19 protein-coding genes are annotated in these 22,928 nt (G+C 45.0%); 13 read left to right on the plus strand and 6 right to left on the minus strand.

What is annotated here, in order from left to right; translation table 11 throughout:
- The first annotated feature begins 6 nt into the window (after nucleotides 1–6).
- The 5 genes from R7040_RS08150 to tatC all read left to right on the plus strand — a co-directional run bounded on the left by R7040_RS08150 (nucleotide 7) and on the right by tatC (nucleotide 3,794).
- The gene (locus R7040_RS08150; protein ID WP_137281627.1) at nucleotides 7–642 is read left to right on the plus strand and encodes an SCP2 domain-containing protein; all 636 of its coding nucleotides are present in this window, start codon (nucleotides 7–9) and stop codon (nucleotides 640–642) included.
- Nucleotides 639–2,273 carry a ubiquinone biosynthesis regulatory protein kinase UbiB gene (ubiB, locus tag R7040_RS08155; protein WP_033905891.1) on the plus strand — a complete coding sequence of 545 codons (1,635 nt, stop codon included), beginning with the start codon at nucleotides 639–641 and terminating at the stop codon, nucleotides 2,271–2,273. The genes R7040_RS08150 and ubiB overlap by 4 nt, the downstream gene beginning before the upstream one ends.
- A gap of 52 nt (nucleotides 2,274–2,325) precedes the next feature.
- The gene (gene tatA, locus R7040_RS08160; RefSeq protein WP_005382958.1) at nucleotides 2,326–2,571 is read left to right on the plus strand and encodes a Sec-independent protein translocase subunit TatA; all 246 of its coding nucleotides are present in this window, start codon (nucleotides 2,326–2,328) and stop codon (nucleotides 2,569–2,571) included.
- A 3-nt stretch (nucleotides 2,572–2,574) separates the two neighbouring features.
- Nucleotides 2,575–2,973, plus strand: coding sequence for a Sec-independent protein translocase protein TatB (gene tatB, locus R7040_RS08165; protein ID WP_258635047.1), 399 nt, complete (start codon nucleotides 2,575–2,577; stop codon nucleotides 2,971–2,973).
- Between the two features lie 68 nt (nucleotides 2,974–3,041).
- Complete coding sequence (gene tatC, locus R7040_RS08170; protein WP_005379234.1) at nucleotides 3,042–3,794, plus strand: twin-arginine translocase subunit TatC; 753 nt, start codon at nucleotides 3,042–3,044, stop codon at nucleotides 3,792–3,794.
- Nucleotides 3,795–4,254: 460 nt separating this feature from the next.
- Here the strand turns inward: tatC and R7040_RS08175 are convergent, their stop codons facing one another.
- Entirely contained in the window at nucleotides 4,255–5,016 is a 762-nt protein-coding gene (locus R7040_RS08175) for a TatD family hydrolase (RefSeq protein WP_017635020.1), read from the minus strand.
- A gap of 184 nt (nucleotides 5,017–5,200) precedes the next feature.
- Between R7040_RS08175 and hemB the strand changes: the two genes are divergently transcribed.
- The 3 genes from hemB to polA all read left to right on the plus strand — a co-directional run bounded on the left by hemB (nucleotide 5,201) and on the right by polA (nucleotide 10,230).
- On the plus strand, nucleotides 5,201–6,262 hold the full coding sequence (gene hemB, locus R7040_RS08180) for a porphobilinogen synthase (RefSeq protein ID WP_031777176.1): 1,062 nt from the start codon (nucleotides 5,201–5,203) through the stop codon (nucleotides 6,260–6,262).
- 127 nt (nucleotides 6,263–6,389) lie between these two features.
- The gene (locus R7040_RS08185) at nucleotides 6,390–6,824 is read left to right on the plus strand and encodes a GNAT family N-acetyltransferase (RefSeq protein ID WP_005379245.1); all 435 of its coding nucleotides are present in this window, start codon (nucleotides 6,390–6,392) and stop codon (nucleotides 6,822–6,824) included.
- 619 nt (nucleotides 6,825–7,443) lie between these two features.
- Nucleotides 7,444–10,230, plus strand: a complete 2,787-nt coding sequence (polA, locus tag R7040_RS08190) for a DNA polymerase I (RefSeq protein ID WP_318081298.1) — start codon at nucleotides 7,444–7,446, stop codon at nucleotides 10,228–10,230.
- A 747-nt stretch (nucleotides 10,231–10,977) separates the two neighbouring features.
- Here polA and yihA read toward each other — a convergent pair.
- Nucleotides 10,978–11,637, minus strand: coding sequence for a ribosome biogenesis GTP-binding protein YihA/YsxC (yihA, locus tag R7040_RS08195; RefSeq protein WP_064353516.1), 660 nt, complete (start codon nucleotides 11,635–11,637; stop codon nucleotides 10,978–10,980).
- A gap of 159 nt (nucleotides 11,638–11,796) precedes the next feature.
- Between yihA and R7040_RS08200 the strand changes: the two genes are divergently transcribed.
- The 5 genes from R7040_RS08200 to hemN all read left to right on the plus strand — a co-directional run bounded on the left by R7040_RS08200 (nucleotide 11,797) and on the right by hemN (nucleotide 16,506).
- Nucleotides 11,797–12,414: a c-type cytochrome gene (locus tag R7040_RS08200; RefSeq protein ID WP_005379248.1), complete on the plus strand. Its 618-nt coding sequence runs from the start codon at nucleotides 11,797–11,799 to the stop codon at nucleotides 12,412–12,414.
- An 839-nt stretch (nucleotides 12,415–13,253) separates the two neighbouring features.
- On the plus strand, nucleotides 13,254–13,892 hold the full coding sequence (locus R7040_RS08205; protein ID WP_005379250.1) for a class I SAM-dependent methyltransferase: 639 nt from the start codon (nucleotides 13,254–13,256) through the stop codon (nucleotides 13,890–13,892).
- Nucleotides 13,892–14,434 (plus strand): Der GTPase-activating protein YihI, encoded by a 543-nt coding sequence (gene yihI / locus R7040_RS08210; RefSeq protein ID WP_025768295.1) that lies wholly within the window; start codon nucleotides 13,892–13,894, stop codon nucleotides 14,432–14,434. The genes R7040_RS08205 and yihI overlap by 1 nt, the downstream gene beginning before the upstream one ends.
- 7 nt (nucleotides 14,435–14,441) lie before the next feature.
- Nucleotides 14,442–14,930 carry a DUF2489 domain-containing protein gene (locus tag R7040_RS08215; RefSeq protein ID WP_005379254.1) on the plus strand — a complete coding sequence of 163 codons (489 nt, stop codon included), beginning with the start codon at nucleotides 14,442–14,444 and terminating at the stop codon, nucleotides 14,928–14,930.
- A gap of 184 nt (nucleotides 14,931–15,114) precedes the next feature.
- The gene (gene hemN / locus R7040_RS08220) at nucleotides 15,115–16,506 is read left to right on the plus strand and encodes an oxygen-independent coproporphyrinogen III oxidase (protein ID WP_158159536.1); all 1,392 of its coding nucleotides are present in this window, start codon (nucleotides 15,115–15,117) and stop codon (nucleotides 16,504–16,506) included.
- A gap of 68 nt (nucleotides 16,507–16,574) precedes the next feature.
- Here hemN and add read toward each other — a convergent pair whose 3' ends face one another.
- The 4 genes from add to glnL form a co-directional block, all read right to left on the minus strand.
- Complete coding sequence (gene add / locus R7040_RS08225) at nucleotides 16,575–17,579, minus strand: adenosine deaminase (protein WP_005379257.1); 1,005 nt, start codon at nucleotides 17,577–17,579, stop codon at nucleotides 16,575–16,577.
- 146 nt (nucleotides 17,580–17,725) lie between these two features.
- Entirely contained in the window at nucleotides 17,726–20,272 is a 2,547-nt protein-coding gene (locus R7040_RS08230) for an EAL domain-containing protein (protein ID WP_258469712.1), read from the minus strand.
- Nucleotides 20,273–20,374: 102 nt separating this feature from the next.
- Nucleotides 20,375–21,778, minus strand: a complete 1,404-nt coding sequence (glnG, locus tag R7040_RS08235) for a nitrogen regulation protein NR(I) (protein WP_017821941.1) — start codon at nucleotides 21,776–21,778, stop codon at nucleotides 20,375–20,377.
- 57 nt (nucleotides 21,779–21,835) lie between these two features.
- Entirely contained in the window at nucleotides 21,836–22,882 is a 1,047-nt protein-coding gene (gene glnL / locus R7040_RS08240; protein ID WP_017821940.1) for a nitrogen regulation protein NR(II), read from the minus strand.
- Between the last annotated feature and the right edge of the window lie 46 nt (nucleotides 22,883–22,928).

Below are 22,928 nucleotides of genomic sequence, written 5' to 3' on the forward strand. Positions count from 1 at the left end.
AACGGCATGCCATTTGAACCACTTATCACCGCTGTGATTGAAACGTCACTGAATACACTGATCAAAGACGACCCTGCATTGGGCCGTCGTTTAGCGCGTCTAAAAGGTCAAGTTATTCAAGTTCACCTGAAAGAGATCAATAAAACACTGACATTCGTTTTTAGTCAGCAAATTGATGTGCTTGGTTATTACGAAGGGCAGCCTAACTGCTACCTATCGCTCAACTTGAGTGTGTTACCAGAGCTGCGCGATCAGGCCAACATCACTCGTCTTATTAAACAAGATAAACTTGAACTTGAAGGCGATATTCAATTGGCGCAGAAATTCTCTCAGTTGATGGTGGATTGCAAACCAGATGTTGAAGAGTGGTTGTCTCGCGTGACTGGCGATGTCGCCGCACATACCTTTGTGCAAGGTTCAAAAAACATCGGCAACTTTCTTGCGTCTCAAGCAGAAAAACACCAGCGTCATCTGGCGCAAGTAGTGACTGAAGAATGGAAACTGGCTCCCGCTCCGTTAGAAGTGGCCTATTTCTGCGACCAAGTTGATGAGGTTCGCAGCCAGGCTTCTCGCATTGAAGCTCGTTTAACGGCTTTGCTGAATAAGCTGGATGCAGATAAGCCTGCATTGGAGAAACCATGACGCCAGCAGAACTAAAGCGCTTATACCACATCGCCAAAGTACAACTGGAATACGGCTTAGATGAGCTGCTTCCCGATCACCAACTGACCAAAGCGCCGCTTTTACTGCGCAAAAGCTTGTTTTGGATTAAGAACAAGCACCCAGAAAAACCACTCGGTGAACGTCTGCGTTTAGCACTGCAAGAGCTGGGGCCGGTTTGGATTAAGTTCGGTCAGATGATGTCGACGCGCCGTGACTTATTTCCTCCGCATATCGCTGATCCCCTAGCTTTACTTCAAGACCAAGTCGCGCCTTTTGATGGCGAGTTGGCAAAAAAGCAGATGGAGCAAGCATTAGGTGGTCCGTTAGAAAAATGGTTTACCGAGTTTGATATCAAACCACTGGCGTCTGCGTCGATTGCTCAAGTACATACTGCGCGCATAAAAGACACTAACCAAGAAGTGGTATTAAAGGTTATCCGCCCAGATATTCGCCCAGTCATTGATTCAGATCTAAAACTGATGCACCGAATGGCGCGTATAGTCGCCGGAGCGATGCCTGAAGCACGTCGTTTAAAACCAGTTGAAGTCGTGCGTGAGTACGAGAAAACCCTGCTTGATGAACTCGACTTGCGACGTGAGGCGGCGAATGCCATTCAGTTGCGCCGCAACTTTGAGGGCAGCGAAGAATTGTATGTTCCTGAAGTTTTTCCCGACTTCAGTAATGAAACTGTCATGGTTTCTGAGCGAATATATGGCATTCAAGTCTCTGATATTGAAGGCTTGAAAGCAAATGGCACCAATATGAAATTGCTCGCGGAACGCGGTGTGAGTGTGTTCTTCACTCAGGTGTTCCGAGACAGCTTTTTCCATGCCGATATGCATCCGGGTAATGTGTTCGTCAACCCCGAACATCCAGAGAACCCAATGTGGATAGGGCTAGATTGCGGAATCGTTGGTACACTTAATAGCGAAGACAAGCGTTATCTGGCGGAAAACTTCCTGGCGTTTTTCAATCGTGACTACCGCCGAGTGGCGGAGTTACATGTGGATTCAGGGTGGGTGCCTGCGGATACCAATGTCGATGAGTTTGAGTTCGCGATTCGCATTGTGTGTGAGCCTATTTTTGCTAAGCCATTGTGCGAAATCTCCTTTGGTCATGTGTTGTTGAATTTGTTCAACACGGCACGTCGATTCAATATGGAGGTTCAGCCACAGCTTGTACTGTTGCAAAAAACGCTATTGTACGTGGAAGGGCTTGGTAGGCAGCTATATCCTCAACTCGATTTGTGGGAGACCGCAAAACCATTCCTGGAGGAATGGATGATGAATCAAGTTGGGCCGCAAGCTCTAGTGAATGCGATTAAAGACCGCGCACCATTTTGGGCAGAGAAATTACCTGAACTGCCAGAGCTACTTTACGATAGCCTGAAACAAGGTAAAGCGATGAATCAACGTATGGATCAGCTTTATCAAGGGTATCGCCAGAGCAAGCGCCAGCAGGCGACAGGAAAGTTTTTGTTTGGCGTTGGCGCGACTTTAGTCGTATGCTCGGCAATATTGGTGAACGATGCTTTTGAGCAGCTTTCGTTGGCCTGCGGTATCGCAGGTGTCACATTTTGGCTGCTTAGTTGGCGAGCTTATCGTCAATAGACGTTAAACTCTTGAAATATTTTTGTTTGTTTAAAGACCCGAGGTAAAGAGAATGGGTGGTATCAGTGTTTGGCAACTTCTAATCATTGCTGTAATTGTTGTATTGCTATTCGGAACAAAGAAACTACGCGGTATCGGTGGCGATCTGGGTGGTGCCGTTAAGGGCTTCAAAAAAGCGATGAGCGAAGATGAACCTGCGAAAAATGACAAAGACGCAGACTTCGAACCAAAAAGTCTAGAAGAGCAGCAGAAAAAAGAAGCTGCTCCTGAAACGAAAAAAGACAAAGAGCAGGCGTAAAACGTGTTTGATATCGGTTTTTGGGAACTGGTATTAATATCTGTTGTTGGTCTGGTCGTTCTTGGGCCGGAGCGTTTGCCTCATGCTATTCGCAGCGTGTCTCGCTTTATCGGTGCCGCTAAGAGTATGGCAAATAGCGTCAAAGACGAATTGTCACACGAGCTGAAAGTCCAAGAGCTGCAAGAAAACTTGCGCAAAGCAGAACAAATGGGGATGGATGATTTGTCCCCTGAGTTGAAATCTTCAGTCGAAGAATTGAAGAAGGCAGCGCAATCTGTAAATCGTCCTTACGCAAAGAACACCGATTCAGAGGCTGAGCCTGTAAAAACAGAGCCAGCAGCAGAAAAGGTAGAGAGAGCGGAAGAGAGCAAGGTTACAGCGGCAGATAAGAAAGCCGAATAGTCTCATTAGGAGGAGCTACTAGTGATTGGTAGCTCCTTTTTGATCTGGTTTTTAATAAGAGGTTTGCCATGTCTACCGTCGAGCAGACACAACCTTTAATTAGTCATTTGTTGGAGCTTCGCAACCGACTACTGCGCTCAATCCTCGCAGTGTTGGTCGTGTTTGTCGGACTAATTTATTTCTCTAACCACATTTACGAGTTTGTTTCCGCACCTTTAGTAGAACGTCTACCTGAAGGCGCGACCATGATTGCTACGGATGTAGCGTCACCTTTTTTTACGCCACTTAAGCTGACGTTAATTGCTTCGGTATTTATTGCGGTGCCGTTTATCTTGTATCAAGTGTGGGCATTTGTAGCGCCAGGTTTGTACAAGCATGAACGTCGATTGATCATGCCACTGCTGTTCTCTAGTTCGCTATTGTTCTACTGTGGAGTGGCATTTGCCTACTTCGTGGTATTTCCATTGGTGTTTGGCTTCTTTACCGCCATCTCTCTTGGTGGAGTAGAGTTTGCAACTGATATCTCGAGTTATCTCGACTTTGTGCTGGCGCTATTTATGGCGTTTGGTATCGCATTCGAGGTGCCTGTTGCGATTATTTTGTTGTGTTGGACTGGGGCCACTACACCAGAAGATTTAAGACAGAAACGTCCTTATATTATAGTGGCTGCGTTTGTCGTAGGTATGGTGTTAACGCCACCAGACATGATCTCGCAAACCTTACTCGCTATTCCGATGTGTTTACTGTTTGAAGTCGGTTTGTTCTTCGCGCGTTTTTATACTCGTCGAAGCGAAGAAGTAGAAGCGGAAACCGAAGAATAAGGCTAATCTAGATGTGAAAAGCGGCTCAATTGAGCCGCTTTTTTTTGCGGTTGGTTTTTTCTTGGGCTAATTACTTAACTTTCATGACGTAACCACATTTTGTGCATACGTATACTTCCTTGATGCCCAGCAGCTTTTGAAAAAAACTGCGCGGTACGCGTTGTAAGTAAGCACCATGTGTACACACTTCAACTTCCATATTCATGCTGTTTTACATTTGTGCTAATTAATGGGCGTAAATCAGTATAGAAAAATAATGTGTCGAGTTGTCGACAGTTTTGCAAAGCGGACGAAGTAAAGTGACGATATGAGAAGTAAGTAGAGTTGCTAGTTAATTATTATGTTTATCAATAATTTTGTATGGATTGTTCTACTATTTCAACGGGTTGAATCGTTCATTCAATAGTTTAGGTGATAAAAAAGCGACGTTGATTTCGTCGCTTTTTTCAATTCTCGTGAATTAAATATTAAACAGCGTTTTGGCATTCTCAGTCGTTATGGCATCGATGGTTGCGATGTCGACATCACGCAAGTCGGCAACACGTTGTGCAACGAGAGAAGTGTAGGCTGGTTCATTACGTTTACCACGGTGTGGCACAGGCGCTAAATATGGACAGTCGGTTTCTAAAATGACCCACTGCATATCCAAATGTGGAATGACTTTATCCATCCCGCCATTCTTAAAGGTTGATACGCCACCTAAGCCTAAGTGGAAGCCTAGCTCATTGATTGCTTGTGCTTCTTCTAAGCTGCCTCCAAAACAGTGGAATACACCACGCAGACGACCATCTTGCTCTTGTCGTAGCAAAGTGAGTGTTTCTTCAATCGAATCACGAGTGTGGATAACGACCGGCAAATCCATCTCTTTTGCCCAGTCAAGTTGAGCTACGAACGCCATTTCTTGCTCAGCACGATAGGTTTTGTCCCAATACAGGTCGATACCGATTTCGCCCACCGCAATAAACTTGTGTTTCTCAAACCAGCCGCGGATGATCTCCAACGTTTGCTCAACGTTGTTATCCACATAGCAAGGGTGCAGCCCCATCATTGAGTGGCATACGTCAGGATATGCCGCTTCGGTTTTTAGCATGGGCTCAATTGAGTCCAGATCGATGTTTGGCAACAGGATTTTATTAATGCCTTGCGTTAAGGCGCGTTGTACTACTTCATCGCGGTCGTTATCAAATTCGCTAGCATAGATGTGCGCGTGGGTATCGATCATCGTTACTCTCTGTGCTTCATGGTTGGTTTCGTATTCGAAGTATACTTGAGTGTGAGTGCTGGGTCATTTTCAGTTTTTTTCATTACCTTTTTCCAGATTGTCACTCGCAACATGCATCAAGAGTGATATGATTTTGTTCACCAGATGATTTGATCATCATAACCGTCCAGACAAGGAGAAAATGGTGTCTGTATCAATTCAAGGTCCATTCCCTGCACGCCGTATGCGTCGTTTACGTAAGCACGATTTTAGTCGTCGTTTGATGGCTGAGAACCAACTTTCTGTTAATGATCTGATTTACCCAATGTTCATTCTTATGGGTAAAGATCGTCGTGAGAGCGTGGAGTCCATGCCGGGTGTAGAGCGTTTGTCGATTGATTTAATGCTAGAAGAAGCGCAATACCTTGCAAATCTAGGCGTTCCAGCAATCGCGCTTTTCCCTGTCGTAAACCAAGACGCTAAAAGCCTATGTGCTACTGAAGCCTACAACCCAGAAGGTTTGGTTCAGCGAGCAGTACGAGCGCTTAAAGAACACATTCCTCAAATTGGTGTAATCACAGACGTGGCACTTGACCCATTCACGACACATGGCCAAGACGGCATCATCGATGAAGATGGCTACGTAATGAATGATGAAACCACAGAAGTATTGGTTAAGCAGGCTTTGTCTCATGCAGAAGCGGGTGCTGACGTAGTCGCGCCTTCAGACATGATGGATGGCCGAATTGGTAAGATCCGCGAAGCATTAGAAAACGCGGGCTACATTCATACTCAAATCATGGCTTACTCGGCTAAGTACGCATCGAACTACTACGGACCATTCCGTGATGCGGTTGGCTCTTCTTCAAATCTAAAAGGCGGCAACAAGAAAAACTACCAAATGGACCCAGCAAACATTGATGAAGCGATTCACGAAGTGGCGCTAGACATCAATGAAGGTGCGGACATGGTGATGGTTAAACCTGGTATGCCATACTTAGATGTAGTTCGCCGAGTAAAAACTGAACTTCAAGTACCGACATTTGCTTATCAAGTCTCTGGCGAGTACGCGATGCATAAAGCGGCGATCATGAATGGCTGGCTCAAAGAGCGTGAAATTGTGATGGAATCACTATTGTGCTTCAAACGTGCAGGTGCAGATGGCATCTTAACGTACTTTGCGAAAGACGTTGCTGAGTGGTTGGCAGAAGAGAATGCACAAACTGCTCAACACCTAAATCGTACTCCGGAAGCGACAGAAGAGTAATTATCGCTCAGTGAGAAATACCAGACCAACAAGAGTTGTTCGTCTGTATATACCCAAGTAACCTCAGGCGGATTACAACAGTAACAATCCAAGGTGCTTGGGTATTTTTATTTTGGAGAAGAGAACAATGACAATGCTGATTCGTGAAGGCACATTGGAAGAAGCACTTCAAGTTGTGGCGCGTGTTACCGAGTTTTCGAAAGGAGAAACGGTAGACTCCATGACTCAACGTTTAGAAGAGAAAAACAGTTTAATCCTCGTTGCAGAAAAAAATGGCACGATTGTCGGCTTCAAAATAGGTTACGAATTAGAGGATGGTGTTTTCTATAGCTGGTTAGGTGGTGTTGTCCCTGAAGCTCGAAATGAAGGCGTGGCACAACTGCTTTTGGAAGCTCAAGAGGATTGGGTGGCAGAACAAGGCTACAACACATTAAAAGTGAAATCTCGAAACCAGTTTCCGGCTATGCTTCGCTTGTTATTGAGAAATGGCTATATAATTGAAAAGTTTGAAGAAAAAGTAAATCTTCGAGAATCTCGAGTGCATTTCATTAAAGCAATGTGAAAATAAATGAGATTTTTTCTCATTTAACTGTTGACTACGAAATGAGAATCATTATTATTAAACCTGTCTTAGGGAATGAGGAAAGTTCACAAGGACGTTGAGTGACTTATTAACAGAAGTTAATTAACTGAAAGTTGAGAAGTGATGAAACATTTTTCCGAGAACTTGCACGAATTCTTTTTGACACGACATTGCTCACATTGCTTCCAGTGTAATTTATAGCTTCTTGGTTAAGCTGCTCTATTTACAGAATTTGCTTTACCACTTCTGCTAGGCGACCCCATTCGGGTCGCTTTTTTCTTTTCTACGATTTCTATTTGACGTCACTATTAATATCTTTTCCACATGCGATGATCATTTTAGGATCGTTGATCTTCTCGCCGTTATGCGAATTTGTTGTTATTAATCAATGGTTTGGGTTGGTGTTTTCTTGTGTTTTTTGTTATTGGATAACCAGTGGATAATTTCTATAAACAGAGTTATCCACAGGAGGTGGTGTTTTCGTGAATAAAGTCGGAAAAATTTACGCGACCTAGATCGAGCGAACAAGATAGATTCAGATCAGCAGTCATGGCATCCTAGGCAGATCTCTCAAGTACTGAATTGGATACAGACAATTATGGCAAGTATTCCTGAAAATCCGTTGATCCTTATCGACGGCTCTTCTTACCTATATCGCGCTTTTCACGCCTACCCGGGCACCATGAGCAATGGTGAAATTCCAACTAATGCCGTTTACGGCGTCGTGAACATGTTACGCAGCATGATGCGTCAGTTTGCGTCTGAGCGCATCGCGGTGGTTTTCGATGCAAAGGGAAAAACCTTTCGTGATGATATGTATGCAGAATACAAAGCGAATCGTCCGCCAATGCCGGATGACCTGCGTTGTCAAATTGAACCATTACACAATGTTATTCGTGCAATGGGTTTGCCGCTGATCTGTGTTCCTGGCGTCGAGGCGGATGACGTCATCGGTACGTTAGCATACCAAGCATCACAAAAGGGCATGCCTGTATTGATCAGTACTGGTGATAAAGACATGGCGCAGCTAGTGGATGATAACATTACCTTGATCAACACCATGACGAACGTCGTAATGGATCGTGAAGGTGTGGTTGAAAAGTTTGGCATTCCACCTGAGTTGATCATCGACTACTTAGCACTGATGGGCGATAAAGTAGATAACATTCCTGGTGTACCGGGTGTCGGTGATAAAACAGCGACCGCACTACTGCAAGGTATTGGTGGTCTGACGAAGTTGTATGAAAACCTCGATGATATTGCAGGGCTTGGTTTCCGTGGTTCTAAAACCATGGCGAAAAAGCTCATCGACAACAAAGAAAATGCCATGCTTTCGTATGAGCTCGCGACCATCAAATTGGATGTTGAGCTTGAGGAAACGCCAGAATCATTGCTGAAAGCGGAACCAAATAAAGACGAATTAGTGAAGCTGTATGGCCAACTGACGTTTAAATCTTGGTTGAATGAACTACTTGAAGGCGGTTCTGGATCTGTGGAGGCCGTAGAGCTTGCAGGATCTTCACAAGCTTCTTCTTCTCAAGCCGAGATGGAAACTTCTGCGGTAACAATCGATCGCAGCCAATATGAAACAATTCTGGATAAAGAAACCTTCAATGCTTGGCTAGATAAACTTCAAACGGCTGAGCTGTTTGCATTTGATACGGAGACCGATAACCTAGATTACATGCTAGCGAATCTAGTTGGTTTGTCATTCGCTGTCGATGAAGGTATTGCGGCTTATGTGCCAGTTGCACATGACTATTTAGATGCGCCTGAACAGCTTGATCGTGATTGGGTACTAGAACAGCTGAAGCCAATTCTTGAAGATGCAGCGAAAGCAAAAGTCGGTCAAAACTTAAAGTATGATGCGTCTGTACTCGCTCGTTACGACATTGAGCTAAAAGGTATTAAGCACGACACGATGTTGGAATCGTATATCTACAACAGTGTCGGCGGTAAACACGATATGGACAGCTTGGCGCTTCGCTTCCTACAGCACAGCTGCATTTCTTTTGAGCAAATTGCAGGTAAAGGCAAAAATCAGCTTACGTTTAACCAAATCGAACTGGAACAAGCATCGCCATACGCGGCAGAAGATGCGGATGTGACCCTTCGTCTGCACAATCGCTTGTTTGCTAATATCGAGCAGGATGAAAGCCTGAAGACAGTTTACGAAGAGATTGAAATGCCGTTGGTGCCAGTTCTTTCGCGCATTGAACGCACTGGGGTCTTTATCGATGAAATGAAGCTGAGTGCGCAGTCGGTCGAGATTACCGCTCGCCTTGATGAGCTTGAAAAGAAAGCGTACGAAATTGCAGAGCAAGAGTTTAACATGAACTCGCCAAAGCAATTACAAGCCATCCTATTTGAAAAAATGGGTTTACCGGTTGTGAAGAAAACGCCATCAGGCACACCATCGACGAATGAAGAAGTTCTGCAAGAACTCGCGCTAGACTACCCACTACCAAAACTGATTTTGGAATACCGTGGTTTGGCGAAGCTAAAATCAACTTACACCGACAAACTGCCGAAGATGATCAACCCATCAACGGGGCGCGTGCATACTTCTTACCACCAAGCAGTGACTGCAACGGGTCGTCTATCTTCTACTGATCCGAACTTACAGAACATTCCAATTCGTAACGAAGCTGGCCGTCGTATTCGTCAAGCGTTTGTCACGCCATCAGGGCATAAAATCTTAGCGGTCGACTACTCGCAAATCGAACTTCGCATCATGGCGCACCTTTCTGGCGACCAAGCTTTATTGAATGCATTCCGTGATGGCAAAGATATCCACGCGGCAACCGCAGCAGAAATCATGGGTGTTTCTATTGAGGACGTTTCAAGTGAGCAACGTCGTCGTGCGAAAGCGGTTAACTTCGGTCTTATTTACGGCATGAGTGCGTTTGGTTTGGCGAAGCAATTAGGCATTCCTCGTGGTGAGGCTCAAGCGTACATGGATACATACTTTGAACGTTACCCAGGCGTGATGCAGTACATGGAAGACACACGCAGCACAGCAGCAGATAAAGGGTATGTTGAAACGATTTTTGGTCGACGTTTGCATTTGCCAGAAATCAAATCGCGCAACGGGATGCGTCGTAAAGCTGCTGAACGTGCGGCAATCAACGCACCAATGCAAGGTACGGCAGCGGACATCATTAAGAAAGCGATGCTGTTGGTTGATCAGTGGATTCAGGAAGAAGGCAATGGTCGTGTGAAGTTATTAATGCAAGTACACGATGAATTGGTCTTTGAAGTTGAAGAGTCATCATTGTCCGAAATTGAAAGTAAAGTACAGAAATTGATGGAATCTGCAGCAGAGCTAAAAGTACCGTTGGTTGCAGAAGCAGGTCATGGTGATAACTGGGATCAAGCTCATTAGTCACTTTTAGACCAAAATAACCAATTAATTATGAGCCAGCGCACAAACGCTGGCTTTTTTTTGAGATTAAAAAAGCTAGCGCAAAGTTAACTTTGATGTTGCTTAATAAAAATTTCATGAAAAAAAACTACAAAAATTCTTTGCAATTCTGACCAATTGTTGTACATTAATACTCGTAGGGTACAGAGGTAAGATGTTCTATCTTTCAGACCTTTTGTTTCACGTTATTGGATTAGGCTGATTCAGCCGCCCCAGTCAGTTTTTGACTGGGGCGTTTTTTATTGGGCGAAAGAAAATTATTCTTTTAGATCAGTAGCTTAAAGTAAGCCTTTAAAAACCTTCTTTTTTGACCTTTCTAAGTCACTGCAAAATCTCGATTTTTCCTTCAAATTTATTGCGTTATTCATCCTGTAAATTTACGCCAGTCACACTATTATTTTTTCTTGAAGGAAACTAAGTTACATCTTTTTGAAGCTTTGCTTGGCTTAACTGTCTGAATTGTAATGCTATTGGGTGTTTTGGGAGTGAATGTTTGGTGATAAACAGGAAACAAGAGCGCTTTTTAACCTATTGAAATCGAATCTCAGTTCAGCAATGCTTCGTCACATAACAATAATTACCAATTTTTCTCTCCCGTTATCCCTGCCAGGAAGGCGGGGATTTTTATTGCCTGTTATTTAGTTCAGATAAACAAAAGCCCCACCAAATGGCAGGGCCGTGTCGAAGAAATTTAACAAATATTGTTAATTATTCTTCATCGCTCGCTGGTGTCTCTTGTTCGTCTTCTTCTATCAGGTGTGCTAGTGCTGGTGCAAACCAGGTATCCAGTTTTGCACGTAGCTGATCGACACCTAATCCTTTCAGTGAAGAGAACACATCAACAGAAACGTCACCACCGAAAGTTTCTACTTGCTTACGAACTTTCAGTAGAGTTTGTTTGCGTGCACCACTTTTTAGTTTATCTGCTTTGGTTAGCAAAACTTGCACAGGAATGTGGCTATCGATGGCCCAGAAAATCATTTGTTGGTCGAGATCTTTCATTGGATGACGAATGTCCATTAGAACCACTAAGCCTTTTAGGCACTCGCGTTTCTGTAGGTATTCACCCAAAGATTTCTGCCATTTGTTTTTCATTTCTACCGGTACTTGAGCAAAACCGTATCCAGGCAGATCGACAATGTGACAACCTTCTTCTACTTTGAAAAGGTTGATTAATTGCGTACGACCAGGTGTCTTTGATGTCTTGGCTAAGCTTTTTTGATTAGTTAGACGGTTAAGTGCACTCGATTTACCAGCGTTTGAGCGTCCTGCAAACGCAATTTCGACACCTTCGTCTTCCGGCAGGTGACGAATATCGGGTGCGCTGGTGATGAAATGCGTATTTTGGTAATGAATTTTTACGCTCACTGTTAACTCCATCTCGACTTTGTGTAGTCGATTGATTACTTTTTTGTGAAAATGTGTAAAATAACCGTGCTCGGCATAAGGTCGCCTATTGTACCATGAGTGTACGCGGTATGTTCACATTCCGTGGTACTGGAAGCTTGATAATTATAATGGAATGTCATGAAGAAATTAGCGCTAATTTTGAGTCTTTTAGCCAGTTGCTCAGTATGGGCCCAAGGTAATATTGAGGCTGGTAAAGCAAAATCACAAACCTGTGTCGCCTGTCACGGAGCAGATGGCAACAGTGCAATAACAACGTACCCGAAACTCGCAGGCCAACACGCTAAGTATCTTGAGAAGCAGTTAAAAGAACTTAAGCTAGGCATGACAAGTGGTGGTAAACAAGGTCGTTACGATCCTGTAATGAGTGGTATGGCAATGCCACTGAGCGATGAAGATATCGCAGACCTATCTGCTTACTACGCTTCGCTACCAGTTTCAGAAAACTCAACACCTGAAGATGTAGTAGCAAAAGGCAAAACGCTTTATACCGCTGGTGATGCCGAGCGTGGCCTAACCGCATGTATTGCATGTCATGGTCCTCGTGGCAATGGTACTGAGCTTTCAGGTTTCCCGAAAATTTCTGGTCAGCATGCTGACTACATCAAAGCTCAGCTAGAAAAATTCCGTGATGGTGACCGTGGTAATGATATGAATGCCATGATGCGCGACATCGCGAAGAAAATGACAGACGAAGATATCGAAGTGCTGTCTAAATACGTTGGCGGTCTGCACTAATATACCTAAATCGCTCAAGATCCTGCATCTTGAGCTGGTTGGGTAGATGTCCCTACATCGTTCGAGCAACTTGTACAAAAATGCCCTAGTGAATCCACTAGGGCATTTTTGTTCGTGACAGATATCACAGTCGAGTTTGGATACGAAAGCGATAGTTGGCTCGGCAGTTTGTGAGACATTTGCCATACTTGATGTTGGCTTTTTCTTGTTAGTGTTTTTAAGTTTTTGATTAAATGATAATTTTGATTTTTTAGAAAAATAGGCGGATTATTTTTTCAACCCATTACTTGTGAGCATAACGGGATGGCGTAAAGTAGAAGTCGTTCACAGGGAGTGAATGTAAGGATTTAAGACCACGGTTTAGGTCTCCAAGGATGTAGCTCGGATGCTTGGTGATTTAGAAAGGGATTTAGATAGGTAGGGAGCCTATCAGATAAGGATGGTCATCTCGTCTGACGGTTAAGACAGTGAAACGGATCAGGCACAGGAAGTTGCTCAGTAGACAGGAAGTAAACGGATAGCCAAAACTCATCAGGAAGATGAAAAACAACTCTTTTTGGCAGGGAAAGCTCTAAAAACAAAGGGATCATTGGTGCACCAAATGTGTGCAACACAGTTTCGCCAATTGATGGCACTTAGAAAGCGACAGTCTGACTGTCGCTTTTTTTATATCCGTTGACTTGCTCAGTCGTAACTTGAATTGAGATTACAGCACTTACTTTAGCTTTATAGGTTGTAAACAAAGTTTTTTAACAAAAATTGCTGAAAAAATACTCAACAACACTCCAATCCGAGTTCACTTTCTGGTATGTTTCGCATCCCTGTTTGAGGAAGTCAGCATGCATACCTGTCCTTTATGCCAAAATCAGCGCACTCACCATTATTTTGAAGATAAGCGTCGTGAATATCTTCAATGTGAGCAGTGCAGCTTGGTATTCGTAAATCCAGACCAACGTTTGGATGCGGAAAGCGAAAAAGCTCACTATGATTTGCATGAGAACAACCCCGATGATTTGGGTTACCGACGCTTTTTGTCGCGTATTGCTGACCCGATCACAGAGCGAATTTCTCCACAATCAAATGGTATCGACTTTGGTTGTGGTCCTGGCCCAACGCTCTCCTTGATGCTGGAAGAGGCGGGGCACAACATGGCGTTGTACGATCTCTACTACCACCCTGATACGTCGGTTTTAGAAAAAACGTACGACTTCATGACAGCAACAGAGGTGATAGAGCACCTCTACCACCCAGATTTGGTGTGGAAGCAATGGTTGAATTTAGTTAAGCCAGGGGGCTGGATAGGCCTGATGACGAAAATGGTCATCGACGTGGAGGCTTTCAAATCATGGCATTATAAGAACGATCTCACTCACGTAGTGTTCTTTAGTCGTGACACGTTCCAGTTCCTAGCAGAGCGGGATAAGCTCGAACTCGAATTTATTGGTAATGATGTAATTTTACTGAGGAAACCCCAGTAATGAGCCGTAGTAAAAAATCTAGAAAACCGGGTGCCGCTGGTGCACCTGAGTTTGTTGTAACTCGTAACCGTACAGAATCTGATGTGGAAGGCCGCTTACGCAAGCGTGCTAAAAAGCGTAAAGGTCTGAAAACGGGTAACCGTAACTCAGAAGTTAACGAGCAGAAAAAGCAAGCTGCTGCACAAAATCGCGACCCGCGCTTAGGCAGCAAAAAGAAAATACCTCTGATTGTTGAACCTGCGAAGAAAATGACGAAGCAAGAGCGTCGTTTGTCGGCAGAGCAAGAACTAGAGATGCTAGAAAATGACGCGCAATTGAACGTGTTGCTAGACCGTATTGAAGCGGGTGAAAACCTGGGCACAGGTCTACAGAAATTCGTCGATGAGAAACTCGATCGCATTGAGAAGCTAATGGACCAACTAGGCTTGTTGGAACCTGAAGAAGAGGAAGATTTCACTGCACCTGCTAAGAAAAGCACGCGCAACGATGATGACTTGCTGGCAGATTTCGACGACATTAATTTCGACGACTATAAAGGATAATTAAGCTATGAATGTAACCTTATTAGCTATTGCTGGTGTTGTGATTATCATCGCACTCGCTTCTTATGCAGGTTACCTTCTGCTTCAATTGAAAAAGCAAAAGGAATTGCAGCTGAAGCATCAAAAATTGGCGATAGACAAACGTAACGCCAACATTTTTGAGAATGTGCATACCTTGTGTCAGGCGGGCATTCAAGGCCAGTGCGATTTATCTGAAATCAGTATCCGTGTGTATAACATCATGGATTATGTACAAGGTGAAGACCGCGTTGATTTCGATAAAACGTACCCTGCGATTTCTGAGCTTTACCACATCGTGAAAGATATGGCGCGTGGCGAAGAACGCCAACAACTTGCCAAGAAAGAGCGTATGCAACAGAACTTGACGCGTCATAAAGCGGAAAGCCGCCTCACTGATGCGATTATTGAGGAGCTCAAAGTGTTGCAGAAAAACGTCCAGCCACTGAATAATCAAATCAATATTCAGATGATTTAAGCGCGACCCCTAATAGTTTCCTTATGGCTAATGGGGGTATCGTGATCACGCTAGCACTTCTTTAGTTTTATACTTAAAAAGCCAGTCGGCGTTGCCACGCTTGTCATCGTCGTATGGCAAAATAGCGGCTCTGAATATCGGGTGACGGCTTTCGTTGCCCTAGCATTTAACGGAAAGTACCACCATGTCGAATCAACACACTGAATCGAAACAGCAAATCGTCTGGGATCAAGCGGTATTGGATAAGTACAACTATTCCGGGCCTCGTTATACGTCGTACCCAACGGCGCTGGAGTTTCATGAAGCGTTCACCATTTCTGATTATGATATGGCATGCACTCAATACCCAGAACGCCCATTATCGCTGTACGTACACATTCCGTTCTGTCACAAGCTTTGTTACTACTGTGGATGTAATAAAGTCATTACGCGCCACTCGCACAAAGCGGATGAATACCTCGACGTGCTTGAACACGAAATTCGTCAACGTGCTGCATTACTTGTGGGTCGCACCGTGACGCAATTGCATTTTGGTGGTGGTACACCGACGTTTCTCTCTGAAAAGCAAATCACGCGTGTAATGAGCCTGCTACGCCAAGAGTTTACTTTTAGTAGCGATGCTGAAATCAGTATCGAGGTTGACCCGCGTGAAATCGAGCTGATCATGCTGGATCATCTGCGTAGTGAAGGCTTCAATCGCTTGAGCATCGGTGTTCAGGACTTCAACAAAGAAGTGCAAAAACTGGTGAATCGTGAGCAAGATGAAGAGTTCATCGTTGCGATGGTTGCGCGCGCAAAAGAGTTAGGCTTTCGTTCGACGAACCTAGATTTGATTTACGGTTTACCGAAGCAGACCAAAGAATCTTTTGCCAAGACTCTAGAACAAGTGCTAGAGATGCAGCCGGGCCGTCTATCCGTGTTTAACTACGCGCACATGCCACAGCTATTTGCAGCGCAGCGTAAGATTAAAGACGAAGACCTGCCAAAGGCAGAAGAGAAGATGGCGATTCTGCAAGACACCATCGCGACACTGACCGGTGCTGGCTACCAATTTATCGGTATGGACCACTTTGCTTTGCCGGACGATGAACTTGCTGTTGCCCAGCGCGAAGGTATTTTGCATCGCAATTTCCAAGGCTACACCACACAAGGTGAATGTGACTTGGTTGGCTTTGGTGTTTCTGCAATCTCGATGATCGGCGATGCTTACGCGCAAAACCAGAAAGAGCTGAAGAAATACTACGCTCAAGTCAACGAACTTCGTCACGCTCTATGGAAAGGGGTCTCGCTGGACTCCGATGATTTGCTCCGTCGTGAAGTGATTAAGCAGCTGATTTGTAACTTCAAGTTAGACAAGAAAGCCATTGAGTCTGAGTTTAAAGTGAAGTTTGATCAGTACTTTAAAGAAGACTTACAGCTACTTCAGACCTTTATTAACGATGAGCTGGTGGAAGTGGATGACAATGAAATTCGTGTGACGCTGCGAGGTCGTTTGCTGATCCGTAATATTTGTATGAGCTTCGATAAGTACCTGCGAGCGAAGGCGCGTCAGCAACAATTCTCTCGTGTTATTTAATCAGAGATACAGATTCAAGATATAAAAAATGCCAGCAGATGCTGGCATTTTTTATGTTTTCGCTGGATTTAAGCGCGATCTTTTACTTTTTCTCTCAGTTCCGCTTTTTCTGCTTCTGAAAGGAACGCAATCTCAAGGCCATTGATTTGCGCTTGGCGAATCTGGTCTTGGCTCAGACCAGCGGCTGGTGCTGCTACTTCGTATTCGTATGGCAGTTCGATGCCTTCAACCGCTGGATCGTCAGTGTTCAGACACGCAAGAACGCCATGCTCTAGGAACTGCTTGAGAGGGTGGTTTTCTAGCGTTTCTACTGTACTTGTTTGGTAGTTTGACGTCAGGCAAGATTCAATACCAATGCGGTTTTCTGCTAGGTAATCCATCAGTTTTGGATCGTGAATCGCTTTTACGCCGTGACCGATACGAGTTGCGCCCAGCTCATTGATTGCTTGCCACATGCTCTCTGCACCTGCTGCTTCACCAGCATGGACCGTTACCCCAAGGCCAGCATCGCGTACTTGCTTGAAGTGAGACACAAAGCGATCACCCGGTTGGCCTAGCTCGTCCCCCGCAAGGTCGACGGCAACGATGTGATCTTTCTGGCTCAGAATGCCGTCCAGTTCTTGTTGACATGCGTCAGTGCCAAATGTGCGACTCATGATACCGATCAGGTTGGCTTTCACGCCAAAATCGCGCATACCCGCTTGCACACCGTCCACGACGGCTTCAACAACCCCCGCTACTGGTAGTTTGTGTTTCATCGCCATGTAGTAAGGAGAGAAACGCAGCTCTGCGTAATCGATTTGTGCGTTTAGCGCGTCTTCTACGTTTTCGTACGCGACACGACGACACGCATCTAGATCGCCCAGTACAGCAACACCCCAGTCGAGCTTAGAAAGGAAAGCAACAAGAGAGGGTTCCGCTTCGACAATTTGAACGTGAGGAGTGAGAGACTCAATATCGTACGCTGGTAGGGCAATGCCAAACTTTTGGCCTAGCTCAAGAATCGTTTTAGTACGAATGTTACCGTCGAGGTGACGGTGCAAATCAGTAAGAGGAAGGTTCTTCGTTATCATTTTGTCGATCCGATAGTTATGAACTGGAACAGGGCCCAAACATCATCTGTGACAATACATGGGTAAGATTTGCAGTTAAGTATAAATAACAGTTGGGTAGATTGTCAGTAGAGGATGACTAGGAAATCAACGATTCTCGCTCTTTTCTACTTCATGTTCACCACATGTGTTGGCCATTCTTCTAGTGGCATAGGGCGGCTGTAGTAGAAGCCTTGCACCTGATTACAGCCTAAAGAGCGCAGTAATTGTGCTTGATTGCTATCCTCGACACCTTCCGCGACGACATTAGTTTTGAGACCTGCTGTGATATTGATGACGGCAGCGACGACTGAACTGTTTAAGTTTTCTTGTGTGAGTTGATTGATGAAGGTGCGATCAATCTTCAAGCAGGTAAACGGCAGAGAGTGGAGGTAACCCAGTGATGAGTAGCCGGTGCCAAAGTCATCTATCGCGATACCAATACCCATTTCACGCAGTTTAGTCATATTTTCTAGTGTGGTCGGTGCGCTATCAATGATACGTGATTCTGTGATCTCTAGTGTGAGGTTACTTGCTGGTAATTTCGTGATATCCAATACGCTTATCACCGTATCAACAAAACTTGGGCAAGATAGTTGATTAACGGAGATATTCACATGCAGTTGGAAGTCCGACGGCCACTGTTTGCTTTCGATCGCTTGGTAAGTGTCGCGACAAGCTTGTAACAGAATCTGTTGGCCGATGGCTTTGATCATGCCGCTTTCTTCCGCGATTGGGATAAAATCTAATGGTGACACCATACCTGAGTCACTATGCCAACGCGCAAGTGCTTCGGCGCCACACACTGTGCCACTGACGAGATCCACAATCGGTTGGTAATGAGGAATAAACTCTCGGTTTTCAATGCCAGTTTGGATCTTGGTCAGCATTTGCGTACGAAACTTTGAAGCGCTCGCTAGTTCTGGGCTGTAGTGACAAACACCAGTCAGTGAGTCTTGTTTAGCGTAACTTAATGCGATGCTGGCGTTGCGTAACCATAAAGGCATGGTTTCGTTTGGCTGGGTTTGTACAATACCAAGTGAAATCTTCATCACTACATTCTCGCCTTCCACCATAAATGGGGTGGAAAAGAGTTGCTGTAATCGACGCTCGGTTTGTTTAATTTTGGTTTCAGTGTCGACATTTGAGAGAAACACCGCGAACTCATCACCACCAATCCGAGCCAATAATGCGTTGTCACGAAACTGCTGTTTTAGCCTTTCAGCGATGCTGACCAACAACTGGTCGCCGTTGTGATGACCCACACTGTCGTTGATATCTCTAAATTTGTTGATACCAAGTAAAAATAAACTGCCGTGACAAAGATGAGACTGATTTTCACAGATTTCGACCAAACCCTGACGGCTATATAAGCGTGTTAGAGAGTCATAAACTAACTGTTCACGCAATGCTTTGAATGAAGCTCTTAGATTGTTCGCCATTTCATTAAAAGCATGAACCAGTACGGTTGTCTCATACACATAACCAGGCTTTGGCATGCCGCTATCCCAATCCCCATTTGCCAGGTGCTGAGCGGCGGCGGCCGTCGCGTTAATTGGTCTGGTAACTCGGTTGAAAATGATCCAACTGATGGCGATCCCAAATAGGCTTACAATAATGCCAACGAGCCAACTCTCTTGCTGGCTTTTTGGTAACAGGCCGAGAAGCTCGGACTCCGAAATGGAGGTGCCAATAAACCATGTTAAGCCATCTTGGTCTCGATACGGGGTTAGCCGACTGAAAATACGTTGTCCATCATGTTCAAATGAAAAAGTATAAGGTTGCTTGGTGTTGTTGAGATCGAAAGACCGGACGCGGCTCGCACTGATTTTGATGATCGGGTCTGCGTTTTCAGCGGCAAGCAAACGCTGCCCTTTATCCGAAAATTTTGTGCCCCATGAGATGACGCTTCCCGGGCCTGAGTGAGCGATTAAACGATGATCTGGGTCCATGATGTAGACCGACGCTTTAGTGTTGTATTTTAACTCGCGCAGGAATTCGTTGAATGTATTGATACGAATGTCTGTCACCAAAACACCAGCAAATTGGTCGTGTTTGTACACCGGCGTCATGGCTGATAGCGTAATATCCTGGCGTTCATCAGCGTTGGTATAAATTTCAGACCAAGTGGCGTTTTGGCTCTCTGCAACGGGCTTATACCATGGGCGAGTGCGAGGATCGTATTGGGAGATAACCGTTCGAATGTTGTTACTCACATGGTTGGTTCCATAAATAACCAGATCACCATCGGTGTGGCGATCTTGCACCATTAAGGTGTAATCGTCGGAAAGTTCGCGGCGAAAGCCTGCAAAGTCGCCGTTTTCTGAACCAAATGCGATTACATCCAACTGCGGTATCGATTGGTAAAGATTTTTGAATGCACTTAGCAGGTAGTTTTGAATGTCTGAGGTATCGTGAGGGCGATAAAGGTTGTGATAGCTGACGTTGTGCGCGAGAGCCATAACCGCAGTAAAAGGCTTACGTAGATAGCTATTGAGGTGGTCGTGGACACTTTCGGTTAACACGGAAAGTTGCTTGTCACTGATATCCGTGACCACTTCTTCGTAACTTTGTTTTTGGACGTAGACAATGACACCGATCGCCAGTAAGAAGATCATGACAAATGGAATCAGAACAGCAGTACGCAGTGTAATTTGAGTCGTAGCAGTAGACATCGCCTAATCACATAGATGGTGGTGCGCCACAATTGTACTGATGTTTTTATTAATATCGAGTGACAAACGACGCTCGTTGTTAACGCACCACGTAAGTGATTGTCAGTACAATTCTTTTAATTTTCTGGTGAGTGTATTTCGCCCCCAGCCTAATACTTTAGCGGCATCTTGCTTATGACCTTTAGTGTGCTCTAAGGCTGCTTCTAATAAAATGCGTTCAAATTCTGGTAAAGCGTAAGAAAGTAGTTCTTTATCTCCTGCTGCGAGTGAATGCCGTGCCCAATCCGCCAATTGTTCTTGCCAACTACCATGTGCAGAGTCTGAAATGGATTTTTTCTCTTCGAGTAGTTCGCTTGGCAAGTCATTTGGTAACACTTCGCTACCACTGGCCATAACGGTTAACCAACGGCAAATATTCTCTAATTGACGAACGTTGCCAGGCCAATCAAGGCGGTTAAGAATCTCCACGGTCGATGGGTGGAGAGTTTTTGTTTCCACACCAAGCTCATCAGCCGCACGGATAAGAAAATGCTGTGTAAGCTTTTCAATGTCTTGCTTACGCTCACGCAGTGCCGGGATCTGCACGCGAATCACGTTTAAGCGATGAAAGAGGTCCTCACGGAAGTCACCTTCTTGCACCAGCTTTTCTAAGTTCTGGTGTGTTGCCGCGACAATTCGTACATCGACACTGATCGGAGAGTGACCGCCCACTCGATAAAACTGCCCGTCAGCTAGAACGCGTAGCAAACGAGTTTGAATGTCCAATGGCATGTCGCCGATTTCGTCTAAAAATAGAGTGCCGCCATTGGCTTGTTCGAATCGTCCTTGACGAACATTGTTTGCCCCCGTAAACGCGCCTTTTTCGTGGCCAAACAGTTCTGATTCAATCAAGTCTTTGGGAATTGCCGCCATATTGAGCGCAATGAAAGGTTTGTTAGCACGTGGACTGTGACGGTGCAGTGCATGAGCAACGAGTTCTTTACCCGTGCCCGATTCACCGTTAATCAAGACTGAAATAGAGGAGCGAGAAAGACGACCAATGGCGCGAAACACCTCTTGCATCGCTGGTGCTTCACCGATAATTTCAGGCGTTTCTGCTGGAATGTCTTCTGGAGAGAGCTGCTCGCGTTTGTTTTCGTGGCTGTGTGCAATGGCTCGTTCAACCAGAGTTAAAGTTTCATCAATATCAAAAGGTTTTGGTAAATATTCAAAAGCACCTTTTTGGTACGCATTCACTGCCGCATCTAAATCTGAATGCGCGGTCATGATAATCACGGGAAGGTCTGGGTAATCGCGCTGTACTTGCTTTAGTAGCTCCAACCCATCAATACCTGGCATGCGAATGTCTGATACTAGAACATCCGGCACTTCGCGTTCGAGCGCCATTAACACGCTTTCTCCATCGGCATAGGTTTCACATTTGATGTTGGCAGAGGAGAGTGTTTTCTCCATTACCCAGCGAATTGAACTGTCGTCATCAACGACCCAAACATATCCTTTACTCATGTAGTAATCCTTGCAGCAAACCGAAAAACTGACGCGACTTGAAGTCCATTAGCGCACTCAGATCGGCAGATAAATAGTAAATGTTGTGTGACCAGGCCAGCTTTCTACGTCTATTTTTCCATTGTGCTGGTCGATCAAATTTTGCGAAATAGATAGCCCTAATCCAGTTCCTCCCTCGCGGCCACTGACCATGGGATAGAACAGCGTGTCTTGTAGTTCCGGTGGAATACCTGGGCCGTTGTCTGTGATTTCGACACGAGCAGCGAGTTTACAGCGTTTGCCGTGAATATTGGCTTGATGCACCGTTCTGGTGCGAATGGTTATTTTCCCGTGCTCTTGATGGCTAAGAATTTGTGCGGCGTTGCTGACGATATTAAGCATTGCCTGCTCGATTTGGTCTGTATCCATCAAAATCTCTGGCAAGCTTGGGTCATAATCTCGTTCAATGATGATTGAGCGTTGTGACTCTAATTCAACCAGTTGACGAACCTTTTCAAGAATTTGGTGCAGATTCTCTTGTGTCTTCTTACCTGGCTTTTGCGGTCCTAGTAATCGATCCACGAGCGCCCTTAAACGGTCTGCTTGCTCAATGATGATGTGTGTATATTCGGTGAGAGAGGGCTCTGGCAGCATTTTTTCTAGCAATTGCGCCGCACCGCGTAAGCCGCCAAGCGGATTTTTAATCTCATGTGCAAGCCCTCGGACTAACAGCTTCGCTGCTTGTTGTTGGGCGTGTTGGTTCAGTTCTTGAGAGAGTCGGCGCTGCTGATCAATTTTGCGCATCTCGACCAGAAGCATCAACTGCTTTTGCCAAGTGATAGGGCTAACCGTCACCTCTAGCATTAAAGGGCGGCCATCAACAACGAAAGTGACGTCACTGTCGGTGATGCTTTGGCCACTTTGCAACGGTTGAGTGAGCAGCGCGAGATCCAGCGACGCATGCTGAATCAATTGAGAAAGTGATTGTTCAATAATTCGTTTGGCGCTTTGAGAAAACAGCAATTCGGCAGCCGGATTGGCATAACGGATGGCCAATCCATCATCAAGAATCAGCGTTGCTGTCACCATATTGTTGAGAATGGCACTAGGAAGACTGGTATCCACATTACGTCCTTGTTTTGCTTTAAGATTGTGCGATGCACAATAATGG

Source organism: Vibrio sp. 1069, assembly GCF_033340555.1.

Bases quoted from the DNA above. Each gene is read 5' to 3' on its own strand.
- R7040_RS08150 (WP_137281627.1), top strand. From the start codon at position 7: ATGCCATTTGAACCACTTATCACCGCTGTGATTGAAACGTCACTGAAT.
- ubiB (WP_033905891.1), top strand. From the start codon at position 639: ATGACGCCAGCAGAACTAAAGCGCTTATACCACATCGCCAAAGTACAA.
- tatA (WP_005382958.1), top strand. From the start codon at position 2,326: ATGGGTGGTATCAGTGTTTGGCAACTTCTAATCATTGCTGTAATTGTT.
- tatC (WP_005379234.1), top strand. From the start codon at position 3,042: ATGTCTACCGTCGAGCAGACACAACCTTTAATTAGTCATTTGTTGGAG.
- R7040_RS08175 (WP_017635020.1), bottom strand. From the start codon at position 5,016: ATGATCGATACCCACGCGCACATCTATGCTAGCGAATTTGATAACGAC.
- R7040_RS08185 (WP_005379245.1), top strand. From the start codon at position 6,390: ATGACAATGCTGATTCGTGAAGGCACATTGGAAGAAGCACTTCAAGTT.
- polA (WP_318081298.1), top strand. From the start codon at position 7,444: ATGGCAAGTATTCCTGAAAATCCGTTGATCCTTATCGACGGCTCTTCT.
- R7040_RS08200 (WP_005379248.1), top strand. From the start codon at position 11,797: ATGAAGAAATTAGCGCTAATTTTGAGTCTTTTAGCCAGTTGCTCAGTA.
- R7040_RS08205 (WP_005379250.1), top strand. From the start codon at position 13,254: ATGCATACCTGTCCTTTATGCCAAAATCAGCGCACTCACCATTATTTT.
- yihI (WP_025768295.1), top strand. From the start codon at position 13,892: ATGAGCCGTAGTAAAAAATCTAGAAAACCGGGTGCCGCTGGTGCACCT.
- R7040_RS08215 (WP_005379254.1), top strand. From the start codon at position 14,442: ATGAATGTAACCTTATTAGCTATTGCTGGTGTTGTGATTATCATCGCA.
- hemN (WP_158159536.1), top strand. From the start codon at position 15,115: ATGTCGAATCAACACACTGAATCGAAACAGCAAATCGTCTGGGATCAA.
- add (WP_005379257.1), bottom strand. From the start codon at position 17,579: ATGATAACGAAGAACCTTCCTCTTACTGATTTGCACCGTCACCTCGAC.
- R7040_RS08230 (WP_258469712.1), bottom strand. From the start codon at position 20,272: ATGTCTACTGCTACGACTCAAATTACACTGCGTACTGCTGTTCTGATT.
- glnG (WP_017821941.1), bottom strand. From the start codon at position 21,778: ATGAGTAAAGGATATGTTTGGGTCGTTGATGACGACAGTTCAATTCGC.